This window comes from Sphingobacterium sp. NGMCC 1.201703, from assembly GCF_047784615.1.
GTDB lineage: Bacteria > Bacteroidota > Bacteroidia > Sphingobacteriales > Sphingobacteriaceae > Sphingobacterium.
On the sequence record NZ_JBLOHD010000005.1, the window covers coordinates 139,030 to 160,563 of the forward strand.

Consider the following 21,534-nt stretch of genomic DNA (forward strand, 5'->3'; position numbering starts at 1 on the left):
TCACAGCAGATGGCACTTTTATGCTAAATTACACGTTAAGGGTACAAAGATACGGATTCAAAAGGGATTATGGAGACACAAAAACAAAAATGGCTTTACCGTGAAGTAAAGCCATTTATCTGAAAAATCCAATCCAAGAAATTGCACAAATCAATCAAATATTTTTTTCAACATTTCAGACAGTTGGGTCCCTATTAATCCCCTCCCTATTATTATTCCATTGGGATCTATTAAAAAATTGTCAGGTACTGCATGGATATAAAACTTTTTAGCCACGACATTATCAAATGATTTTAAATCGGACAACTGAGTCCAATCCAAACCATCCTTATTAATCGCATCTAACCATAATTTTTTATCATTATCCAATGAAATACCAATTATCTCTAAACCTTTTGCATGATATTTTTTATAAGCCTCAACTAAATTGGGATTCTCTTTACGACAAGGGAGGCACCAAGATGCCCAAAAATCTATCAAAACATATTTACCCCTATAATCAGATAATTTGACCAAATTCAAACTGGTATCGGCTTGTTCAAAATCCGGTAATTTAGCCCCAATTTCGGTTTGAAGTTTAATATAAGCTCTATCTTTTGTTTCCAATCCCAGATATGTATTCTTTAATTCATCAGGATATTGGTCAAATATTTTTCTCAGAGATACAGCTTCAGAATTCCTTTTTTTTGATTCTTGATGAAGCAAGTACAATCCATAATAGTTTAATGGTTGCCGAGAAACAAAATTATTAACAATACTATCAATTAGCTCAATTCTTTCTTTGCTATCCAAATCAGCTTTTTTCTTTTTCTCTGCAACTTCCATGGCTACCGTAATTTCTCTCTTAAAGGATTGTTCAATATCTTCAAAATCTGAGCCTTTGATTGTAAATTGCTTATCCTTTATCGCTAGCCCTTTTGCACCTCTAACCAGCCAACCCCGATTTCCCTTAAAATTCATCGTTTTCCCGGGTTGCACCCAAAAGCTATAAACAGTAGCATCGCCGACAAAATAGCTATTAAAATCATTTTTGATATTTAACCTGAAAATAGTTGGTTCACTTATTCTTCCTATATAGGTAAATCTACCTTTTTCGTCTAATGAAATAGTATCACGAAATACCTTACCCTTGCTTTGAAAGGACACAAAATATTGCGCATTTGGAATTGTGTCAATCACTCCGTTTAAAATAAATTGGTCATTAGATTGTCCAGCGAGATTGCCAGCAAATAAGAAAAGCGCCATTAGCGTCATAAAAGTCCACGCATTTTTTACCATACATTATTTAGAATTAATAAAAAAGATATCACTATTCATCTGCCCCACTGAAATTCTATTAAGCTGATTATGAACTGGATCTAGATCTTATCTAGTCGTTAGTGTCTTCGGTTATTATTGTAAGTTTGGAATCGAATCGATCTTCTTCCTGAATCATATTCACAAATGGCCATAATTGTAATATATCCGTTTCATCAGATTGGTGAATAGATTTAAAAACGTTCATAAATGAGTTTCTCTAAAATAGAAAAAACGACACAATTACACAAAAATTAAATAAAACACCTTTAATAATTACAAAAGAAAATAAAAAAGAAAACAAAGGAATTAATCGAATTAAAAAACAAAAATGGCTTTACCTCAAGGTAAAGCCACTTATAGGGGTCTAATTATAAATATTCGTCTAGTTAGACGTTGGATTTTGAGTTAAAGTTCCCGAATAGGAATTGATCGCCGATTGAGGAATAAAGAACACAACTCTAAAGTCAGTTGGTTGAATATCTTCAAATTGCTTATGTGGCCCTGGATAATGTCGGGTTAACGAAGTCCCATTACGGAACACATCATAGCTACGTTCAGCTTGATAAGCTAACTCCAATTGACGTTCCTTGTCAATTCGTTCACTTGCATTAGTAGCATCTAGAGAAGTATATCCCCCATTTACAATAGATCGGTTTCTTATTGTATTCAAATCTCCCAATGCGGCACCATAGTTCCTCAATTTAGCATACGCTTCCGCACGATTTAAATAAATTTCACCTAATCTACTGATTACAGGTGAATGCAAATGAGAATCCTCACCTTCTCTGGAACACTTGGTAATATAAAACTGTGGGTATACTCTATTTAAAGAAATAAAATAATCTAACACGCCTTTGTAAGTCTTACCATCCTTGTAATTGATATTATAAATTCCTTGTGAAGCGTCAACCGGTACCAGTGTATAGCTATCAGCACCTTCTGTTGCGGTTACCGTAGCACCTGACTTCGTTACTTTAGCTTGCACATAATTTAATACATTCGCCCCGTCCTGTTTAACAAAACGGAAAACCTCAGTATAAGAACCTGTGGCAGCATCTTTTGCATAAGTAGGTTCGATAAATGCTGCCCGGGCATCTACTATTTTATAGCTATTCGGTCTCCAGTCATTTCGTCCGGTTTCGTTCAACAAATCAATGTATTTTGCACTGGCAAACATTTCGCCCCAGCCCATACCGCCAATATTCGCATACATACCCCCAACTCCATAATAGTGATCATAACCCGAAAATTCTGACGCTACACGTTTTACAGCAAAAATTGTTTCCTTATTTGCTTCTGGAAGAAATGTATTATATTTCATAAAATCAGCTCTAGACAGCAAATTATATTTTCCAGAATTGATAACCTTATTTGCATAATCAACAGCCAGCTGCGCATAAGCAGCATTTGGAGAAGTATAAGTACCACTCATATACAGATACACACGAGAAAGCATTGCCTGAGCAGCCTCCTTTGACCCAAATATAGATCCTCGATTTATTGTAATCATAGCCTCTGCTTTTTTGAGGTCACTGATAATTTGCTCATAAGTTTCCTTCACAGTAGACCTATCTGGTAAATTCAAATTATTCACCACATCATCAGGTGTACCATTCACTATTGGCACACCAAGGTTTTTTTCTGGATTTTGATAGTAGGGTCTTCCATAAGCGCGAACAAGATAAAAATACATCAAACCTCGCAAATAATAACATTCACCTAACTTGCTATCTACTTCTGCACTCTGTCCCTCTTTCACCATCTTAATAATATTCGATGTCTGGGCAATAGCCTTATATCCCGAATCCCAAAATTGAGACAGCCGCCCATTATTTGGGGTCCGTGCAAAGGAAATAAATTCGTAAAATGCATCCGTAGAAGATCCACGGATCATCATGTTATCACCCGCATATTCACCAGCTCTATGCATTGGATCAGACCAAGCTTTTAATTGCGCATAAGCCCCATTCAGCAATCCGTCCAATAATGCTTCAGGATTCTGTGTTATCTGATCAGAATCCATAGATCCATAGGGAAAACGATCCACATCACAAGCGGTTATAGATACCGCAGCTAAAAGAATAAATAATATCTTTTTCATAAAACTCTCTTTCTCTATTTTAAAATGAAACATTAACACCAAACATATATTTACGCACCGCTGGATATACTCCAGGTCCAGTTGAGCTTACAATAGCACCATTATCTTCGCGTACTGGAATTTCCGGATCCACACCGGAATATTTTGTCAAAGTAAACAAGTTCTCTCCCGTAAAAAACACGCGTATATTTTTTATATTATATCTAGTTAGATTAAAATTGTATCCAAGTGTCAACGAACGCATTCTAAAGAAATCACCATCTTCCAAATAACGGGACGAAAAAGAGTTTCCCTTATCTTGGTTGTTATATTTTGCGATAGGGTGTGTAGCATTATCACCAGGTTTTTCCCAACGAGTCCAACCATCTTGCAGTTTCATTTGATTTCTATCTGTATATGTACCATCTGAATCATATTCCTGACGTGCATAATTATAAATCTGTCCTCCTATAGAATAACCAAACACTGCGGCTAGATCAAATTGTTTATAACTCAAAAATGTATTAATACCCCCAAAAACATCAGGAGATGCCTTACCTATTCTCTCTTGGGTTGCTTGAGCATAATTGGACGTAGTTTCTCGTCCAGTTTCGTTACCGCTAGCATCCCTAGTAACCTTATACCACATAGGTGCTCCCGTTTCCGAATTAACTCCAGCCCATTCCGGTAGGTAGTAAGTATCTACTGGTAACCCTATTTCTAGAATTCTATTCGCGGACCCCGCTATACCCAATGGGTCTCCTGTGATAACTGGACGTGCAATATAAGTTCCATCAGGCTGTCTGGTTTTATATATATCAGTCAATTTGTTTTTATTCCGACCCAAATTCACGTCCACACTCCATAACCAATCGTTGTTACGTACGATATCACCTCCAAACGTCAACTCAATCCCTCGATTGTTCATTTCACCAATATTCTTCCATATACCAGATGCCCCAGTCATTAAAGATATAGGAACTCTAAAAAGAATATTTTTTGTATTTTTATCATACCAATCGAAATTTACTCTTACACGTTTATTCAGAAATGCTGCATCAACACCAAGACCTGTGGTTGCTGTTTCTTCCCACGTTAACCCTTGGTTTCCTATCTGATCAATAAGAGCCCCCGGCAATCCGTTATATCCTGCAGCTGTAGACACAGAATATAAATTATATTGTGGATATAACATATTCGGACGATTTCCGACGGTACCATAAGCAGCTCTTAGCTTCAGATTATCTACCCATGGAGCATTGAACCAACTTTCTTTATGTACATTCCATCCCCCGCTGACCGAATAGAAATTACCAAATTGCTTACCAAAGTTAGAAGCTTCATCTCGCCGAAAGGAGACTTGTGCCAAATACCTGTCATCGTAAGCATAATTCGCGTTAGATAAATATGATTGTGTAGCCCATTCGCTAATTCCGCCTTTTGTTCGTTCCGGTTTCTGAACAACATCCAATACTTCAAAACCTGGAATAAATCCAGTACCATAAACATCTAATGTTTTTGACCAGTAATCGTTAAATTCATAAGCCAAAATTCCATTGACTGAATGTTTACCCCAAGTCTTGTTAAAACGCAATATTTGATTTGTGTAACGACGCGCATATTCAGATCTGTAGTCTGTCAACCTTCCATTTACACTTAATCCACCATTTGAGCGAGGATCTGTATATCCACTAGATGCATACGTATTATATCTGTAATTATTTACAGATGAAAAAGTCAACCAATCGGTCAATTTAATATCAAAATCCAAATTACCCATCAACTCATAATTGGTATTTTCACCAAAATTCCATTGTAGATCATAAAGGTAGTTTGTATTTTGTGTATTTACCCAGCCACTGTATCTATGTGGTACCAGATTCCCTTTTTCATCATAAGGACTATCCCAAGGAAGATTAGAATACATTGCTGTTGTAGAGTACTGTTTATCGTCTACTCCTCTACGCGCTCCTGATAAGGAAGGTTTAATGGATAGCCAGCTGAACGGCTTATAGACAGTATTCATACGCACATTATAGCGATTGTAATCATAACCTTTAACAGCCCCTATCTCATCATAATATCCCAACGATAAAAATGACTGTAAAGTTTCATTTCCTCCCTGTAAGGAAATATTGTGATTTTGGACAAACCCCGTTTTCGTCGCTACTTTCCACCAATCAAAATTGTCATTACGCAATTCAGGTTTCCAACGTGTAAATTTAATTTCATTTGCATTGGCGAAAGATGCATAATAGTCATAGAGCTCTGCTCCGTTCATCACTTCCAAATTCCCATTATTAAGCTGATTAAAACCTAATTTGCTAGAGAAATTTAGAGCCATTTTCTGTACTTTTGGCTTTTTAGTCGTTACGACTACTACACCATTAGCTCCTTGAGAACCATAAATAGATGTTGAAGCCGCATCCTTTAAAATTGTCAAATTCTCGATATCATCGGGGTTAATATCTCCTGGATTGGATCCTACAATCACCCCATCAATTACCCATAACGGACTAGTCGTTCCGTTGATACTAGCCTGCCCACGAATTACTACCGCTCCACGTGACCCCGGTTTACCTGCCCCTGGTGACACAAATACACCTGCCGCTTTACCATTCAACATGTTTTCTACAGCTGGAGTTGTTACATCCCGCAGTTTACCCCCAGTCACAGTTTGTAACGCGCCTGTTAGACTTTCTTTTTTCTGTTGAATACCATAACCGACCACAACAACCTCCTCCAATGTTTCATTATTGGATTCAAGCTTAATATTGACAACTGGCCCAGTTACAGTAATCTCTTGAGCTTTATAGCCGACGTAATTAACGATCAATACATCGCCATTCTTTGCATCAATACTAAACTCCCCATTTGCTCCTGTTGAAGTAGATCGTGAAGTACCACGGACTTTAATAGTTACACCTGCTAACGCCCCTTCCGTTGACTGCACTTTCCCCGTTACTTTTTGCTGAAAAACAGCATTATTCAACAGAACATTGTGGTCTGCAAATTTAAAACCATTAGCACTAGCTGAAATGTGTGTACTTGAAATCAGTAAAGCTAACGATAACAGACTCAACTTGTGATTGTCGAGAATCTTTGAAATCATAATATTTAAAAGTTAGTTTAAAAATTGATTAGCGTGCTAATCAAAATTTAGGTACATGAATGCTAAAACTAGAATAAGATACGGGCATATCAAAATGCAAAAACAACGAAATCGATTGCGCTATTTCAAACAAACGATTGCATAACTATCCAATTGTAGCATCATTTTTTTCGACTATACCTTATTCATCGCAGTTGATTTATGAACCTAATAAACTCAGCATATTTTTAATACCATGAAACACAATAAATAATCTCACATTTTAAGACAAACAAAAAAGAATAAGATGAAAGACATTCATTGGAGAGTCTAACCCTGAAGAAAAGTGCAGGAATGTGTAAAACAGAAAAAGCCAAGGCTCTCACCTCGGCTTTTCTTTTAGTAGCGGGGACCAGACTCGAACTAGTGACCTTCGGGTTATGAGCCCGACGAGCTACCAACTGCTCCACCCCGCAATGTATTTTTGATTTCTTTAAAAAGAACCGGTCATTGCAAACCGGCTCTCTTCTTTAGTAGCGGGGACCAGACTCGAACTAGTGACCTTCGGGTTATGAGCCCGACGAGCTACCAACTGCTCCACCCCGCAATGTATTTTTGATTTCTTTAAAAAGAACCGGTCATTGCAAACCGGCTCTCTTCTTTAGTAGCGGGGACCAGACTCGAACTAGTGACCTTCGGGTTATGAGCCCGACGAGCTACCAACTGCTCCACCCCGCAATGTATTTTTGATTTCTTTAAAAAGAACCGGTCATTGCAAACCGGCTCTCTTCTTTAGTAGCGGGGACCAGACTCGAACTAGTGACCTTCGGGTTATGAGCCCGACGAGCTACCAACTGCTCCACCCCGCAATATATTTTTGAACAAAATTGCTTTTTTCTTTTTAAAAAACAAGATTATGATCCTTCCGAATTGGAGTACAAAGATATATTTTGTTTCTTTGTAATCCTAATAAAATTTAGAAAAATGTCACATAAAGCAGGATTCGTAAGTATCATCGGAAAGCCAAATGCTGGTAAGTCCACCCTAATGAACGCTTTAGTGGGTGAAAAGATGTCTATCATCACACCCAAAGCGCAAACGACAAGACACCGCATTATCGGTATTGTAAACGATGAAGACCATCAAATTGTGTTTTCCGACACGCCCGGCGTCATCAAACCGAACTATTCGCTACAGGAATCAATGATGAACTTTGTACAGGGGTCTCTTATCGATGCGGACATTATTTTATTTGTGACTGATATCCACGAAAAATACGATGAGAATGACGTCTTGGAAAAATTACGTAAGACAAATTCTCCAGTAGCTGTCCTGATCAACAAAATAGATAAATCTTCGGAAGAAGAGGTAAAGGCCAAAATCGAGTTTTGGCAGGAAAAACTAAATCCGGACACGATCTTCGCTATTTCGGCTAAGCTAGATCACAATGTATCGGCCGTCATGCAGTACATCAAAGATAAGTTGCCGATCCATGAGGCTTACTACGAAAAAGATGAACTGACAGACAAGTCCATGCGTTTCTTTGTCTCGGAAATGATCCGCGAGAAAGTATTCAAATTATATGACAAGGAAATCCCTTACAGCACTGAAGTCATTGTTACCTCCTACAAAGAGGAAGCAAATATTACACGCATTGCTGCAGAGATTATCGTTGAACGGGATTCCCAAAAGAACATTATTATAGGCAAAGCTGGTGCGATGATCAAAAAAGTAGGCACTTACGCCCGTCAGGATATAGAAGAATTTATCGATGGTAAGGTTTTCCTGGAACTATTCGTGAAGGTGATCCCAGATTGGAGAAGTAAAAAGAACTACCTTAAACGCTTTGGTTACGACGATTAATCAAGCATTGAGTAGATCGTATTGAGTATTGAGATTTGGTTGTACAAGCCTATGGCTTAGTTACTTTAGTTTTTGTACCAGGCAGTCTATTTTTCTTTATTCATTTTTAATATCGCAAAAATGAATAAAGAAAACAAAATAGCAATATCAGAAAAATCAGTCTAGCTTGATAAGCTCGCGCCACTAAAATATACACGAAGTGCTTTAATCTGTTTCAGATTAAGCACTTTTTTTAGATCCTCATCCGAAGCCTCTTTTACCCTTTTAACCGATTTAAACTCAGTCAGCACCTTCTCCACCGTGGTCTTTCCGATACCGGGTATATTTTCCAGTTCAGACACAAAGGTCTTCCGGCTACGTTGATTCCTGTGAAAAGTAATACCAAAGCGGTGGGCCTCATCACGCAGATGCTGAATGACCTTTAACGTTTCCGATTTCTTGTCTAAATATAGCGGATACTGATCTCCAGGATAGAAAAGTTCTTCCAGTCGCTTGGCAATACCGATGACAGTTACCTTACGTTCTATCCCCAGCAAGCGCAGACTCTTCAATGCAGCACCTAACTGCCCCTTACCACCATCGATAATAATCAATTGCGGCAAAGGTTGATCTTCATCCAATAATCTCCGGTAGCGTCTAAAAACAGCCTCCTCCATGGTTGCAAAATCATTCGGTCCCTCCACTGTTTTCACATTAAAATGCCTATAATCTTTTTTGGAAGGCTTTGCATCTTTAAACACCACAATGGCCGATACAGGATAATTTCCCTGGATATTGGAGTTATCAAAACACTCAATATGCTGTGGCAACACATTCATGCGAAGATCTTTCTGCATCTGTTTTAAAATACGTTCGGTGCGGATATCCGGATTCAGCTTTTCATATTGCAACAGGCGTTCCTTTCTGAAAAAAGCCACATTTTTTTGGGATAGCTCCAACAGCTTTTTCTTCTCCCCAAGCTTAGGAACTGTAAAACGTATGCGTTCATTTTCCTCAATATCCAGTTCAAACGGAACAATAATCTCACGCGACAGGCTTTTGAAGCGCTCACGTATTTCAGGGATGGCCAACGAAAGTAATTCTTGCTCACTCTCATCCAAACGGCGTTTCATTTCCAGCGTCTGCGTCTGAATGATGACACCATTCATTACTTTGAGGTAATTTACAAATGCATAGCCCTCATCCGAGGCAATACTAAATACATCGACATTCGTAATGGAAGAATTAACAACGGTAGATTTACTTTGATAATTATCCAGCTTATCTAGTTTGGCTTTTATCAATTGGGCACGTTCAAAATCCAGGGCCGCCGCCGCTGCCGCGATCCCTTCCTTTAACCGGTTGGTGACTACGGAAATTTTACCATTCAGAATATCCTTGATATCACTCAGGTTTTGGTCATAGTCTTCCTCGGACTGATAGCCTTCACAAGGCCCTTTACAATTCCCGATCTGGTATTCAAGACAGATCTTAAACTTACCTTTTCGGATATTCTCCTGGGTAAGCGCAAGGTTGCAGGTCCGAAGCGGGAATAATTCACGGATCAGATCCAGCACGATATGCATCATCCCCACAGAAGGATATGGCCCATAATAACGGGAGCCATCCTTAATATATTGTCGTGTCCAAAAAACACGCGGAAAGGGTTCATTTTTGATGACAATCCATGGGTAGGTCTTGTCATCCTTGAGCATGACATTATATTTTGGTTTATGCTTCTTGATGAGCGAATTTTCAAGCAACCATGCATCAATTTCGGTATCAACTATAGTAAAAGAAATACGGTTGATCTTACGGACCAAAACACGGGTCTTACCGTTCAATTGAGTTTCATTGACAAAATAAGACCCCACCCGGTTACGAAGGTCTTTCGCCTTACCGATATAGATCAATTCATCATGTTTATCAAAGTATTGATAGACGCCCGGTCGATGCGGTATCTTCTTTAATTCTTCTCTATAGTCAAATGTCAAAACTTTAAAAATTAAAAAGTAAAAATTAAAAATGGAGATCGTTTACAGAGACCAGGCTCTGTAAAACTAATCTCCTTATCCTTAATCTTTGAAAAACAAGCTCGTATAACTAACGTCCATTTTCAAATCTAAAAAGTCAAGACAAGAAAATGAAGACAGCTTGTAGGCTGTTAAAATCCCAAACGATCATCCTTTAATTTCGGTTCATCCTTACTGCTTGAATCTGTAGATCCATCTTCTACATCAGAGCCACCACCGCCCCAGTACTGATTACAGTCAATAACACGGGTCAATCCACCCTGCGGTTGTTCGAAATCACCTTTTGTATATTTTAACTTTGAATCTTTGTAGACTTTTTGCATAAAGAACGCGAATACCGGCATTGCAGCCGCAGCCCCCTGTCCATATTCCATCCGGTCAAAACTAATCCCGCGATCTTCGGCTCCAGTCCAGACACCAGTAACCAGTTCTGGCGTGATACCGATAAACCAGGCATCGGAGTTGTCATTGGTAGTACCTGTTTTACCACCGATCGGATTCGTCAGTTTATATTTCCATTGAATACGTCTTGCAGTACCTTGTGACACCACTTTTTTCAGCATATCAACAATAATATAAGCGGATTCACTATTCAGGGCTTTCACGACTTTCGGCGCCTTATCATAGATTGGAGTTCCATTTTTATCTTCGATACGTAAGATAGCCGTTGGTTCAATCCAGGTCCCCTGGTTAACAAAGGCAGAATAAGCGCCTACCATATCAAACACAGATGCTTCATAAGCCCCCAATGAGATAGAAGGGTAATTAGGAACATCACTCGTTATCCCCATCCGTTTGGTCAGCGCGGCAACCTCGGCAGCCCCTACTTCATGCACCAGATAGGCCGTTGCAAAGTTTTGGGAATAAGCCAATGCCTTTGCCAAAGTAATTGGATTTCCGCCCTGTGCATTTCCCCTTGGCGTCCATCCGTTATAAGTTTGCTGATAATTTGGAATACTATAACAAGGTGAATAGCCATTATCGATCGCCACGGCATAAGTAAATGGCTTGGCCGTAGATCCCACCTGTCGGGTTCCCATTTTAACCTGATCATATTTGAAGTGGTCAAAATCGATCCCGCCGACCCAGGCCTTGATATGCCCGGTCTTTGGTTCCATGGACATCATGGCATTGCGTAACATTAATTTGTTGTATCTGATAGAATCCATTGGTGTCATCATGGTATCTTTACTACCTTTCCAGGTAAAGATATTCATCGGCACTTTCACGTTAAACGCCTTCTTGATTTCATCTTCACTTAAGCCCTCTTCACGTAAGATACGATAACGGTCAGAACGTTTCATTCCACTGATCAGCAACTTTGCTTTATCACCTTTAAACGGATCCCTATTTTTCCATTGTGCAGAAAATTTGGACTGCAACTGCTTCATCCACTCTTTCTGTGCATCTTCGGCATACTGTTGCATGGACATATTGATGGTGGTATAGATCTTCAATCCATCACGATCTAAGTCATAAGGTGTGCCGTCAGCTTTAACGATTTTAAGGTTAGCAAACTCTTTCTTAATCTGGTCCTTTAATACAGCTCTAAAATAAGGACCCAATCCCTCCCCATAGTTTGCAATCTTAAGTTCCAGCCCAAGTGGTTTCGCCTTTGCATCCGACGCTTCTTCTGCTGAAATAAAATTAGCGGCCACCATATTATTTAACACCGTATTACGGCGTATTTTTGATTTTTCAGGAAATCTCACCGGAGAATAGGCCCCAGGCCCTTTCAGCATCCCGACCAGAAGCGCAGCCTGATCGGCAGTAAGTTTATCCGGCGTGGTATTGAAATAGGTACGCGCAGCAGACTTTATTCCGTACGTATTGTACGCCCCAAAATCTACGGTATTGAAATACATGGTCACAATTTCATCCTTGGTATAATTTCTCTCCAGGCGAACAGCTGTCACCCATTCCTGAAACTTCTGGATTACACGCTTTAAAAAATTTTTTTGACGACCATCAGAGAAAAGATTAAGCGCCAATTGCTGTGTAATGGTACTCCCGCCCTGTTTGTTACCCATCAGGGTATGGAAAATAACCGTAAACGTACGGGAGTAGTCTATGCCTGAATGGTCATAAAATCGCTTATCTTCGGTGGATACCAAAGCTTTAACCAAATACGGTGATAATTCGCTGTATTTGACATTCGAGCGGTTCTGAACATAGTATGTACCCAATACTTTGTGGTCATCGGTAATGACTTCGGACGCTAAATTACTTTTGGGATTTTCCAGATCGCTAAACGAAGGTAATTTCCCGAATAAGCCAAGACGTATACTCAATATAAATAAAAATCCAAGGGCTACAATGCCGATGATGATCTTCCAAAAATTGAATGTATATCGTTTTATATCGCCTTCAGTCAGTTGATTTTTTTTTGATACTCGCTTCATCTATTTACTAAATTTCTTATGCAAATATTATTCATTTATGTTTGCCTGCAATGGTATTCACATACGCATAGCATACTGTCTTCGAAAAGCACATAAGAAATATCTTATTTTTAACTGTTTGTTATTCTCAACATGATATTTCCCCATTACCCTATGAGTAGGCTTCATTATGCCTGTCATATTTAATGTCCACTCTATCAGATAATGTGCCAAAGAATGCTTCCGAACAAAGGTATTATTAATTCATTCAAAAGTAGGCATTAAAACATGAAAATGTTTACCTATCTGGCATTAAACCCGTTCAATTAAACAAACAGCATAGGCTACAACGCCCTCTTGCCGACCAATGAAACCCATTGTCTCGTTGGTCGTCGCTTTAATGGAAATATCATCTATATCCAATCCGGTCGCTTCAGCCAATTTAATCTTCATTTGGGGAATATAAGGTTTGATCTTGGGTGCCTCAAGGCAAAGCATGGCATCAATGTTACCGAGCTGGTACCCTTTGGCCTGAATCAAACCCATGCACTCTTTTAACAACAACAAGCTACTAATTCCCTTCCAACGCATATCCGTATTGGGAAAATGATAACCGATATCTTCGAGGTTTGCTGCGCCAAGGATAGCATCACAGATCGCATGTACCAACACATCGGCATCCGAATGACCAAAAGCTCCAGCATGATGTTCCAACTGCACACCACCAACAATAAATGGGTGTCCCTCTTTTATCTGATGAACATCAAACCCAAATCCTACCTTAATTTTCATTACTACAATTATATTATGAGAATACGTTTTTCAACGTAATAAAAAAGTTCTTTGTACGCTGTTTATCTGCCAAAGTTCACATTTATCATAAGTCGGTGATTTACCGAAGCGGCTATTTACGCTCATGATCTTTTACAGCTACGAAGATACCATTTTAGTGCCGATATTCTAAAATGGAGTTTAGTATCGATATGATGTTTTAGTTAGCATAGGATACACCAAAAACATATTGGGCAGTAACACAAAAGGGCTATTTCGTTGGAAATAGCCCTTTTTAATAATTTATTGTCTGTTTGTTTTATGCAGATCCGTAAGAAAAGCAAATTATGCTTCTACCTCTTCAGGCGCAAACTGATCGTATACCTCTCCAAAAGCGTCGTAGTCCTGATCACCGTTAGGCTCAAAAACCTGAATATCTTTGGATCTGGCGAAATCAACGATCTCCGTATTGACATTTTCATCAGCCACGACAACCATATCCGTAAAATGCAATGCACCTTTATAGATCGCCTCATAGCTACCATCGCCATATACTTGGGCATCTTCAGCTTTAAAAGCACCTTCAGGAGCCATTTCAGCATACTTTGATCCCAATGTTCCTTTAAATTCTTCGTTAAACAAAGAATACATCACTTTTGCATCCTTAAATGTAGGGTCATCCTTATACGTTGTTTTCACGTAAGCAGGTACCAAAGCAGAAAACCAGCCATGGCAGTGAACTACATCCGGCGACCAGCCTAATTTTTTAACAGTTTCCAACGCTCCTTTACAGAAGAACACCGAACGCTCATTATTGTCTGCAAAGAATTCGCCATGCTCATCACTAAAAACTTTTTTACGCTGAAAGTAGTCCTCGTTATCCAAGAAATACACCTGCATCCGGGCTGCAGGCAGTGAAGCTACTTTAATAATTAGCGGATTATCATTATTATCCACAACAATGTTCAAGCCTGAAAGACGAATCACCTCATGCAATCTATTTCTACGCTCATTGATATTCCCAAAACGAGGCATCAAGATACGGATTTCAAAACCCTTCTCTTGCATCGCTTGAGGCAGTTGACGTGTAATTTCAGAAATTTTGGTTAATTCGAGGAAAGGCGACATCTCGTGAGTAATAAACAATATCTTCGTTTTTGCCATCTCCAGTTATTTTTATTTATTATTTTCGAACAGTAAAATCGGTCTACAAAGGTACAAAAAAAATACTTACCATGCAATTTACTATCAATCATCGTTTTATATTCCCAAAATAATACGCAACTTTGCCAACAAAAAACTATTCAGTAAAGTGGAAATTTTCAAAACGAAAGCAGCACTCCAAGCACATCTCCAAAAAGCACGCTCGGCAGGTAAAAAAATAGCCTTGATCCCCACCATGGGAGCACTTCATGAAGGACATCTATCCCTATTAGATTATGCCAGACCGATCAGTGACATCCGCGTTTGCAGCATTTTTGTCAACCCTACACAGTTTAACGATCCCAAAGACCTGGAGAAATATCCACGTCCGATTGAAAATGATATCAGTTTGCTGGAATCTGTCGATTGTGACATTTTATTTATGCCATCGGTTGAAGAAATGTATCCCGACAAGAATGAAAATTGGCATATTGACCTGGGTGAACTGGATCAGATCTGGGAAGGCGAAAAACGTCCGGGCCATTTTCAGGGTGTAACACAGGTCGTCTATAAATTGTTTACCCTAGTACAGCCCGATATTGCCTGCTTCGGTCAAAAGGATTTTCAGCAGGTCATGGTCATCCAGCGTATGATCGAGATCAAAGCGCTCCCGATCCAACTGGCAATCTGCCCCATCATCAGAGATCAACACGGACTGGCCTTGAGCTCAAGGAATATGCGACTTAGCGACGAAGGAAAAACAAAAGCGCTTGCACTCTCCCGTGCCTTACAATATTTGAAAGACCATATTGCGGACAACAGCGGATTACGGGAAATCAAAAAGAAGGCCCTGACAATTTTAACGGATACTCCAGGCGTAACGGTCGAATATTTTGCGATCTGCGAAAGCAGTTCCCTCAAAGAAGTCGAACAGATTGATACAAGCAAGCAACACGTAGCACTTGTCACTGCATGGGTAGAAGGCGTACGTCTTATTGACAACATGATCCTCACCTAGTTAAAGGTGACATTTTACGGATACAGAAGCTTTTACCTTGATAATTTTGTTGTTATCAAGTCAAAAAACAGCACGATATCCATAGAATGTCGTACCAATGTCCCAATACGCGCCACAGCTATATACAATACTAAAAAAAACTCTACCTTTGCGCCATGGTAATAGAAGTAATGAAATCCAAAATTCACCGCGTGAAAGTCACACAGGCGGAATTGAATTACGTGGGTAGTATCACGATAGATGAAGATTTGATGGATGCTGCAAATATCATCGCTAACGAGAAAGTTCAGATCGTAAATAATAATAATGGGGCCCGCCTGGAAACCTATGTCATTCCGGGACAACGTGGATCGGGTACGATCTGCCTAAACGGAGCCGCTGCCCGTCTAGTGCAGGTTGGCGATATCATTATTATTATTTCTTATGCAACAATGGATTTTGAGGAAGCAAAACGGTTTACGCCGGCCTTGGTATTCCCTGATGACAACAATCATCTGATCAGATAGTATTGAGGTACTTACTACAGTACTTAACAATAATTTTATCTAGCAGAACTATATACTGCTAAATAAAAATCGTATTTTTGAAGCGTTACTCTAACAGGTAGCGCTTTTTTATGCAATTAAAAATAACAAAAAATCTGCGTCAGCTTATCGCATCATTCCAATTGGCTCTGATGTCGCTGATTATTATTTCGGGTGTTATTTTTATGCACAAAGAGGTAAAATCAAATGGGGAAATCGTGATGCACACGCACCCTTATGATTTTACAAAGAAACAAAAACCGCAAGAGACCGATGATCAGATTGATTATCTGAATGTCATCTATCAGAACACCTATGTTCAGGCCACTTTCCTGGTTCTAGAACTTCCTATACCAAGGGAGATTCAGTCAACGCACTATTATTCGATATGTCCGGAAATTGCGACCACCTCAATCAGATCCTATTACCTCCGCGGTCCCCCCTGCTTTGCATAACAACGGTTTATCCGTTAAATCCAACATTAAAACTGTACACTATAGCTGGCAATGCCTCCGGCATCTGTTCGTCTATTTATTTTTCGCCATTACAAAATAGCAACCAAGGTTTTGGTTTAATTGCCCATAGGCATAAACCCCTGTCGTCCTATTTAATGATTAAAAAGTAAAAAAAGATGAGCTATGTGCAACATGTTAGCGATTTTAAGGAAACGGATCAACTGTATACTTCTTAAATAACAAGAATGGTTCCCCTAGATCATGTGTCGTCTAATGCGAAAAAGCAAGGCGATAAGCCCTGTGCACAGGCGAACTGCTCTTCCTACGAAATTACAACATACTCAATTCTATAAAAATGCTAAAGCAATACACGTTACTGGCGACCTTGTTGGCCGGAACATCCTCAATATATGCACAGTCAACACTGGAGGGATATTTATTCAATAAAAACCATGAAGCCATTGCTTCGGGCACATTGACGGTAAAGAACAGCAAATCAGCCACGACATCAGATGCTGACGGGCACTTTAAATTCAATAATCTTACGACGGCAAAAGTAACACTAAATATATCCGCTGTGGGCTATCGTTCGCTCACAAAAACCATCGGACTGGACACCTTAAAATCACCGCTACAGATTCAGCTTGAAGAAGACAACCTCAATCTAGATGAGGTCGTAGTCTCAGCCACACGTTATGGTGTAAAACGTAAAGATGCTCCGGTAGTCGTCAATGTTATCGGCCCCAAGCTTTTTAATGCCACACAGTCCGTAGCAATGTCAGAGACACTGAATTACCAACCGGGTGTCCGCGTGGAAAACAATTGTCAAAACTGCGGTTTCTCACAGGTTAGGCTCAACGGCCTGGAAGGCCCATATTCACAGATACTCATCAACAGCAGGGCTGTATTTTCCGCACTGAACAGTGTCTATGGACTGGATCAGATCCCGACGAGTATGATCGACCGGATTGAGGTCGTCCGCAGCGGCGGTTCGGCACTATTTGGCGCCAACGCCATTGCCGGAACCATCAATATCATTACCAAAGATCCCGTCGAAAGTGACTGGCAGGTAAAAACCACCAATTCGCTGATTGGCGGCAAAAGCTGGGACAACACCGTCGACTTCAACACCTCCCTTGTCGCAGAAGATCTAAAAACCGGCGCAACATTTTATGGCATGCACCGCAACAGGGAGTCATACGACGCTAACGGCGATGGATTTTCGGAGATCACCAAACTCCGCAACACTACCTTTGGTACCAAAGTATTTTACAAACCGAGCGACCTGGATAAAATTACGGTAGACTTTAGTACCGTCAATGAATTTCGTCGGGGTGGAGACCAACTGGACAAAGTACCCCACCTAACGCAGATCACCGAGCAATTGCAAACCAGTTCTATCGTCGGGGGTATTACCTACGACCACTATTCCGAAGACTTTAAACATAAGCTTTCTGCCTATGGATCCGTCCAGAAAACCGTTCGTGACAGCTATTATGGTGGACTTGCTGGGGGTACAACAAAAGCAGACAGTACACTTGCTTCCAATTCGTACGGAAAGACAGACGATATTGCACTGGTTGTAGGAAGTCAATATACCTACAATTTCGAAAAAGATGTATTTACCGCAGGTGTTGAGTTTTCTTATAATGACACCCAAGATGAAATCCCAGGATATAAACGGACAATTGATCAGCAGAATAAAGGATTGGGCACCTACGCTCAATATGAATGGAAGCCCTTTGCAACTTTCAAAACCCTGATCGGTGCACGGTACGATTATACCTATGTCGATGGCAAATACAGCCTAGCCGGCATAAACCGCCGTTCGGATCAACGTTTCGGAACATTCAGCCCCCGGTTGACAATCCTCTATGATCTGACAAAAGATCTACAGTTCAGAGGGGGCTACGCACGTGGCTTCCGAGCTCCACAGGCATTTAACGAAGATATGCACGTGACTTCTATCGGCGGCAACCAGGTGTTTGTCCTGATCGGTGAAAACCTGAAGACCGAATATTCCAACGCCTATACAGGATCGTTCAGCTACACTAAGAATTTTGGGGATGTGCAAACAAGCTTTTTGGTCGAAGGTTTCTACACCGACCTCAACAATCAGTTTGTCAATATCATGGCATCACAGCAGGATGGGCTGATCATCCAGGAGATGCAGAATGGCGAAGGGGCTCGCGTATATGGCTCCAATGTCGAAATTAACGTTGCACCTTCATCCTGGTTATCCTTACAGGCCGGGGGAACAATTCAACGGTCACGTTATAAAAAAGATCAGCTGATCTACGAAGGTGAACAAGACACACATGACATCTGGACTAGGAAATATGTGCGTACGCCGAATGTTTACGGTTATATGAATACCAATCTGAAAGCGACGAAGCGGTTCGCTGTCGACCTGACGGGAGTATACACAGGCAAAATGATTGTTCCCCATATACAGCAAGATATCATGACGCTCAAAAACGCGCGCGATTTTGTTGAATTGAATCTTCGCCTGGGCTATACACTACCTGTACACAAGGATTTTAGTATAGAATTTTTTGGCGGTGTACAGAATATGTTCAACGCTTTTCAAAAGGATTTTGACAAAGGGGCATTACGGGATTCGGACTACATCTATGGTCCAACCCGTCCACGAACATATACTTTTGGTCTTCGTATAGGCCATTTTCATTAGAACAGCGGTATTGGGATAAATGTTCCATAAACAAAAGGAGAACAATGAAATATTTTAGGAAAATAAGCCTGCTGCTGGTCAGCTTACTTTATCCGCTCTTCCATTTTGGACAAGAGCGGATAAATTGGGTCAGCTTTGAACAGCTCGACTCCCTGTTGGCAGGAGCACCGCGCGAGACCCTCATTTTTATCCATACCGACTGGTGCAGCTATTGCCGAAAAATGGAACGGGAAATATTTACAAAACAGGATCTTGCTACAACCATCAATAAAAGTTACTATGCAGTCAAACTGGATGCGGAGTCTGTGGAGGAAATCAGCTTTGATCAAAGCCTTTGGAAAGCAAAATCCAGTAGGAAAAGAACAGGACAGTATCATCCGCTGGCCTTACAGCTATTGCAAGGTAAACAAATGGTTTTCCCAAGTATACTGCGGTTTGACAGCGGATTTCGATTAAAAAATATACAACAAAAATACCTGAACTCAAAAGAGTTAAATGATTTTTTAGAATAATTTAACATATTTGTGTAGCGAAACCGAGCGTTACTGCGTTTTGAGTTTTATAATTAATACACACTTTAAGAAATTATGAAAAATATCACGAAATTTTTAATGGCATTTTTGTGCCTGGGAATGATCTTCACGTCTTGTAACAAAGATAATTTTGACTGGGATGCATACTACAGACAACAAGAAGAAGCTATCAAAAGAGAAAAAGCGAGACAAGATTCCTTATATAAAATTCAAGCTCCTTTGCTATTAGAATATGCAAAACAAAACTTCAAGGACGATGCCGGACAACCTAATTACGTTGTAGATGACTCCACCAAGATTATTTATCAAATTTTAAACCCAGGAGATAAAACATCTTACACTTATAAAGCTCAGGCTGGAAACGGAGCCTATGTAATAACCTCCCCATCAGTAACTATCAACTTCAAAGGACAATTATTAAACGGAACTGTATTCGATCAAAGCAAAGAAAGCACTCCTACTAATTACAGTAATTTAGGACCTGCAATTACCAAATATGGAGGTTCATGGTATTATGCTTTTATCCCAAAAGTAATTAGTCAAGATGGTCGTGAATTAAAATTCAACGGTTTAACGACAACAGGACTAGTGAAAGGATCCAAGATCCGCTTTGTAGCACCTTCTTATTTAGGCTTTGATCAGAAAGAATATAAAGATGGAAGTGAAAAAGTGACTGTTTCTAAAGATACACCTGTTGCGTATACAATAGAAGTTACTGCAATTGGAGCTGCAACTTCCAATCAATAAAATAACAAAACTAATTAAAAACCATTTTCATACTGAGAATGTTTTTTTTTAAAAGCTTCGATAATATCGTAGAGATAGTTGTTTTTTAAAAATTTATTTGATAGTACTGCAGAACGATTGTAGTATAATATACAGATTATTTCGATCTGCTTACAAGTGTTAATTCATGTGTTAAAACGTTAATTATTGCTGCAACAGCAGACGACAACAAAAAATAATATACATTTGCTAAAGACTATTGTTTAAAATAAAAATGGTCTTTAACCATTAATAATACTATGAAAAAATTATTATCGCCATTATTCTTAGGAATTGCAACTATTGCTCTTCTGGCTGTTAGCTGTAGCAAAAGCGAAGATGCTCCTGTGTATGACGCAGAGGCGCAATTTAAGACGGATTCCACCCTGCTTAAAAATTATGTCGACAGCAAATATCCTAATGCACAGTATGATTCTGAAAAGGGAATTTGGTATGAAATTTTAGCTGAAGGCGAAGGAAATTATCAATATAGAATCGTGGATACCTTAAACGCTAAGCTCTTTAAAGTTCAGCCTACTGTAAAATATACCGGCAGATTATTAAATGGCAGTATTTTCGACCAAACCGAAGCAGATAAAACAGCGAATTTTGAGATCCTCACCAATACCGGTTATTATTATCCTTTCGACAGCTCGATCATTCCCGCTTGGACATTTGCCTTTGCTCCAAAGAAAATCGGCGATGTAAAGCTGGGCGGACTAACAGAGAAAGGACTTCAAAAAGGCTCTAAGATTCATATCATGGTTCCATCCAAATGGGGCTACGCAAATCGTGCAATGGGAAAAATTCCTGCTAATTCTCCCTTGGATTTTGTTATAGAAGTCGTGGACATCAAATAGCTTTCGTAGCATAAAACTCGATAGTATTTATCAAATATAAAAACGCC

15 protein-coding genes and 4 tRNA genes are annotated in these 21,534 nt (G+C 39.6%); 8 read left to right on the top strand and 11 right to left on the bottom strand.

The window, feature by feature from the left end:
- Nucleotides 1-150: 150 nt before the first annotated feature.
- The 7 genes from ACK8HY_RS11625 to ACK8HY_RS11655 all read right to left on the bottom strand — a co-directional run bounded on the left by ACK8HY_RS11625 (nucleotide 151) and on the right by ACK8HY_RS11655 (nucleotide 7,339).
- Entirely contained in the window at nucleotides 151-1,278 is a 1,128-nt protein-coding gene (locus ACK8HY_RS11625; RefSeq protein ID WP_077438791.1) for a peroxiredoxin family protein, read from the bottom strand.
- Between the two features lie 403 nt (nucleotides 1,279-1,681).
- Nucleotides 1,682-3,400 carry a RagB/SusD family nutrient uptake outer membrane protein gene (locus tag ACK8HY_RS11630; protein ID WP_077438898.1) on the bottom strand — a complete coding sequence of 573 codons (1,719 nt, stop codon included), beginning with the start codon at nucleotides 3,398-3,400 and terminating at the stop codon, nucleotides 1,682-1,684.
- Between the two features lie 19 nt (nucleotides 3,401-3,419).
- A complete protein-coding gene (locus ACK8HY_RS11635) occupies nucleotides 3,420-6,491 on the bottom strand; it encodes a SusC/RagA family TonB-linked outer membrane protein (RefSeq protein WP_416133723.1) in 3,072 nt (1,023 codons plus the stop codon).
- A gap of 382 nt (nucleotides 6,492-6,873) precedes the next feature.
- Nucleotides 6,874-6,946, bottom strand: a tRNA-Met gene (locus ACK8HY_RS11640).
- A gap of 58 nt (nucleotides 6,947-7,004) precedes the next feature.
- A tRNA-Met gene (locus ACK8HY_RS11645) sits at nucleotides 7,005-7,077 on the bottom strand.
- A 58-nt stretch (nucleotides 7,078-7,135) separates the two neighbouring features.
- A tRNA-Met gene (locus tag ACK8HY_RS11650) sits at nucleotides 7,136-7,208 on the bottom strand.
- A 58-nt stretch (nucleotides 7,209-7,266) separates the two neighbouring features.
- A tRNA-Met gene (locus ACK8HY_RS11655) sits at nucleotides 7,267-7,339 on the bottom strand.
- A 115-nt stretch (nucleotides 7,340-7,454) separates the two neighbouring features.
- Here ACK8HY_RS11655 and era point away from each other — a divergent pair.
- On the top strand, nucleotides 7,455-8,333 hold the full coding sequence (era, locus tag ACK8HY_RS11660; protein ID WP_077437022.1) for a GTPase Era: 879 nt from the start codon (nucleotides 7,455-7,457) through the stop codon (nucleotides 8,331-8,333).
- 161 nt (nucleotides 8,334-8,494) lie between these two features.
- Here the strand turns inward: era and uvrC are convergent, their stop codons facing one another.
- From uvrC to ACK8HY_RS11680, 4 genes are all read right to left on the bottom strand, one after another.
- The gene (gene uvrC, locus ACK8HY_RS11665; protein ID WP_416133724.1) at nucleotides 8,495-10,306 is read right to left on the bottom strand and encodes an excinuclease ABC subunit UvrC; all 1,812 of its coding nucleotides are present in this window, start codon (nucleotides 10,304-10,306) and stop codon (nucleotides 8,495-8,497) included.
- 170 nt (nucleotides 10,307-10,476) lie between these two features.
- Entirely contained in the window at nucleotides 10,477-12,747 is a 2,271-nt protein-coding gene (locus ACK8HY_RS11670) for a transglycosylase domain-containing protein (RefSeq protein WP_077437024.1), read from the bottom strand.
- 291 nt (nucleotides 12,748-13,038) lie between these two features.
- Nucleotides 13,039-13,518 carry a 2-C-methyl-D-erythritol 2,4-cyclodiphosphate synthase gene (gene ispF / locus ACK8HY_RS11675; RefSeq protein WP_077437025.1) on the bottom strand — a complete coding sequence of 160 codons (480 nt, stop codon included), beginning with the start codon at nucleotides 13,516-13,518 and terminating at the stop codon, nucleotides 13,039-13,041.
- Between the two features lie 324 nt (nucleotides 13,519-13,842).
- On the bottom strand, nucleotides 13,843-14,661 hold the full coding sequence (locus ACK8HY_RS11680) for a glycogen/starch synthase (protein WP_104383852.1): 819 nt from the start codon (nucleotides 14,659-14,661) through the stop codon (nucleotides 13,843-13,845).
- 148 nt (nucleotides 14,662-14,809) lie between these two features.
- On the opposite strand from ACK8HY_RS11680, the gene panC reads away from it, so the two are divergent.
- From panC to ACK8HY_RS11715, 7 genes are all read left to right on the top strand, one after another.
- Nucleotides 14,810-15,658 carry a pantoate--beta-alanine ligase gene (gene panC / locus ACK8HY_RS11685; protein ID WP_077437027.1) on the top strand — a complete coding sequence of 283 codons (849 nt, stop codon included), beginning with the start codon at nucleotides 14,810-14,812 and terminating at the stop codon, nucleotides 15,656-15,658.
- Between the two features lie 155 nt (nucleotides 15,659-15,813).
- Nucleotides 15,814-16,164 (top strand): aspartate 1-decarboxylase, encoded by a 351-nt coding sequence (panD, locus tag ACK8HY_RS11690; RefSeq protein WP_077437028.1) that lies wholly within the window; start codon nucleotides 15,814-15,816, stop codon nucleotides 16,162-16,164.
- A gap of 110 nt (nucleotides 16,165-16,274) precedes the next feature.
- Nucleotides 16,275-16,637: a hypothetical protein gene (locus ACK8HY_RS11695; RefSeq protein ID WP_077437029.1), complete on the top strand. Its 363-nt coding sequence runs from the start codon at nucleotides 16,275-16,277 to the stop codon at nucleotides 16,635-16,637.
- Between the two features lie 355 nt (nucleotides 16,638-16,992).
- A complete protein-coding gene (locus ACK8HY_RS11700; protein WP_416133725.1) occupies nucleotides 16,993-19,329 on the top strand; it encodes a TonB-dependent receptor in 2,337 nt (778 codons plus the stop codon).
- A gap of 44 nt (nucleotides 19,330-19,373) precedes the next feature.
- Nucleotides 19,374-19,841: a DUF255 domain-containing protein gene (locus tag ACK8HY_RS11705; RefSeq protein ID WP_416133726.1), complete on the top strand. Its 468-nt coding sequence runs from the start codon at nucleotides 19,374-19,376 to the stop codon at nucleotides 19,839-19,841.
- 75 nt (nucleotides 19,842-19,916) lie between these two features.
- The gene (locus ACK8HY_RS11710; protein ID WP_416133727.1) at nucleotides 19,917-20,609 is read left to right on the top strand and encodes an FKBP-type peptidyl-prolyl cis-trans isomerase; all 693 of its coding nucleotides are present in this window, start codon (nucleotides 19,917-19,919) and stop codon (nucleotides 20,607-20,609) included.
- Nucleotides 20,610-20,887: 278 nt separating this feature from the next.
- Complete coding sequence (locus ACK8HY_RS11715) at nucleotides 20,888-21,487, top strand: FKBP-type peptidyl-prolyl cis-trans isomerase (RefSeq protein ID WP_077437033.1); 600 nt, start codon at nucleotides 20,888-20,890, stop codon at nucleotides 21,485-21,487.
- Nucleotides 21,488-21,534: the final 47 nt, after the last annotated feature.

Coding starts and splice junctions, on each gene's coding strand:
- ACK8HY_RS11630 (WP_077438898.1), bottom strand. CDS start 3,400: ATGAAAAAGATATTATTTATTCTTTTAGCTGCGGTATCTATAACCGCT.
- ACK8HY_RS11635 (WP_416133723.1), bottom strand. CDS start 6,491: ATGATTTCAAAGATTCTCGACAATCACAAGTTGAGTCTGTTATCGTTA.
- panD (WP_077437028.1), top strand. CDS start 15,814: ATGGTAATAGAAGTAATGAAATCCAAAATTCACCGCGTGAAAGTCACA.
- ACK8HY_RS11710 (WP_416133727.1), top strand. CDS start 19,917: ATGAAAAATATCACGAAATTTTTAATGGCATTTTTGTGCCTGGGAATG.
- ACK8HY_RS11680 (WP_104383852.1), bottom strand. CDS start 14,661: ATGGCAAAAACGAAGATATTGTTTATTACTCACGAGATGTCGCCTTTC.
- ACK8HY_RS11700 (WP_416133725.1), top strand. CDS start 16,993: ATGCTAAAGCAATACACGTTACTGGCGACCTTGTTGGCCGGAACATCC.
- ACK8HY_RS11625 (WP_077438791.1), bottom strand. CDS start 1,278: ATGGTAAAAAATGCGTGGACTTTTATGACGCTAATGGCGCTTTTCTTA.
- era (WP_077437022.1), top strand. CDS start 7,455: ATGTCACATAAAGCAGGATTCGTAAGTATCATCGGAAAGCCAAATGCT.
- ACK8HY_RS11705 (WP_416133726.1), top strand. CDS start 19,374: ATGAAATATTTTAGGAAAATAAGCCTGCTGCTGGTCAGCTTACTTTAT.
- ACK8HY_RS11715 (WP_077437033.1), top strand. CDS start 20,888: ATGAAAAAATTATTATCGCCATTATTCTTAGGAATTGCAACTATTGCT.
- ACK8HY_RS11670 (WP_077437024.1), bottom strand. CDS start 12,747: ATGAAGCGAGTATCAAAAAAAAATCAACTGACTGAAGGCGATATAAAA.
- ACK8HY_RS11695 (WP_077437029.1), top strand. CDS start 16,275: ATGCAATTAAAAATAACAAAAAATCTGCGTCAGCTTATCGCATCATTC.
- ispF (WP_077437025.1), bottom strand. CDS start 13,518: ATGAAAATTAAGGTAGGATTTGGGTTTGATGTTCATCAGATAAAAGAG.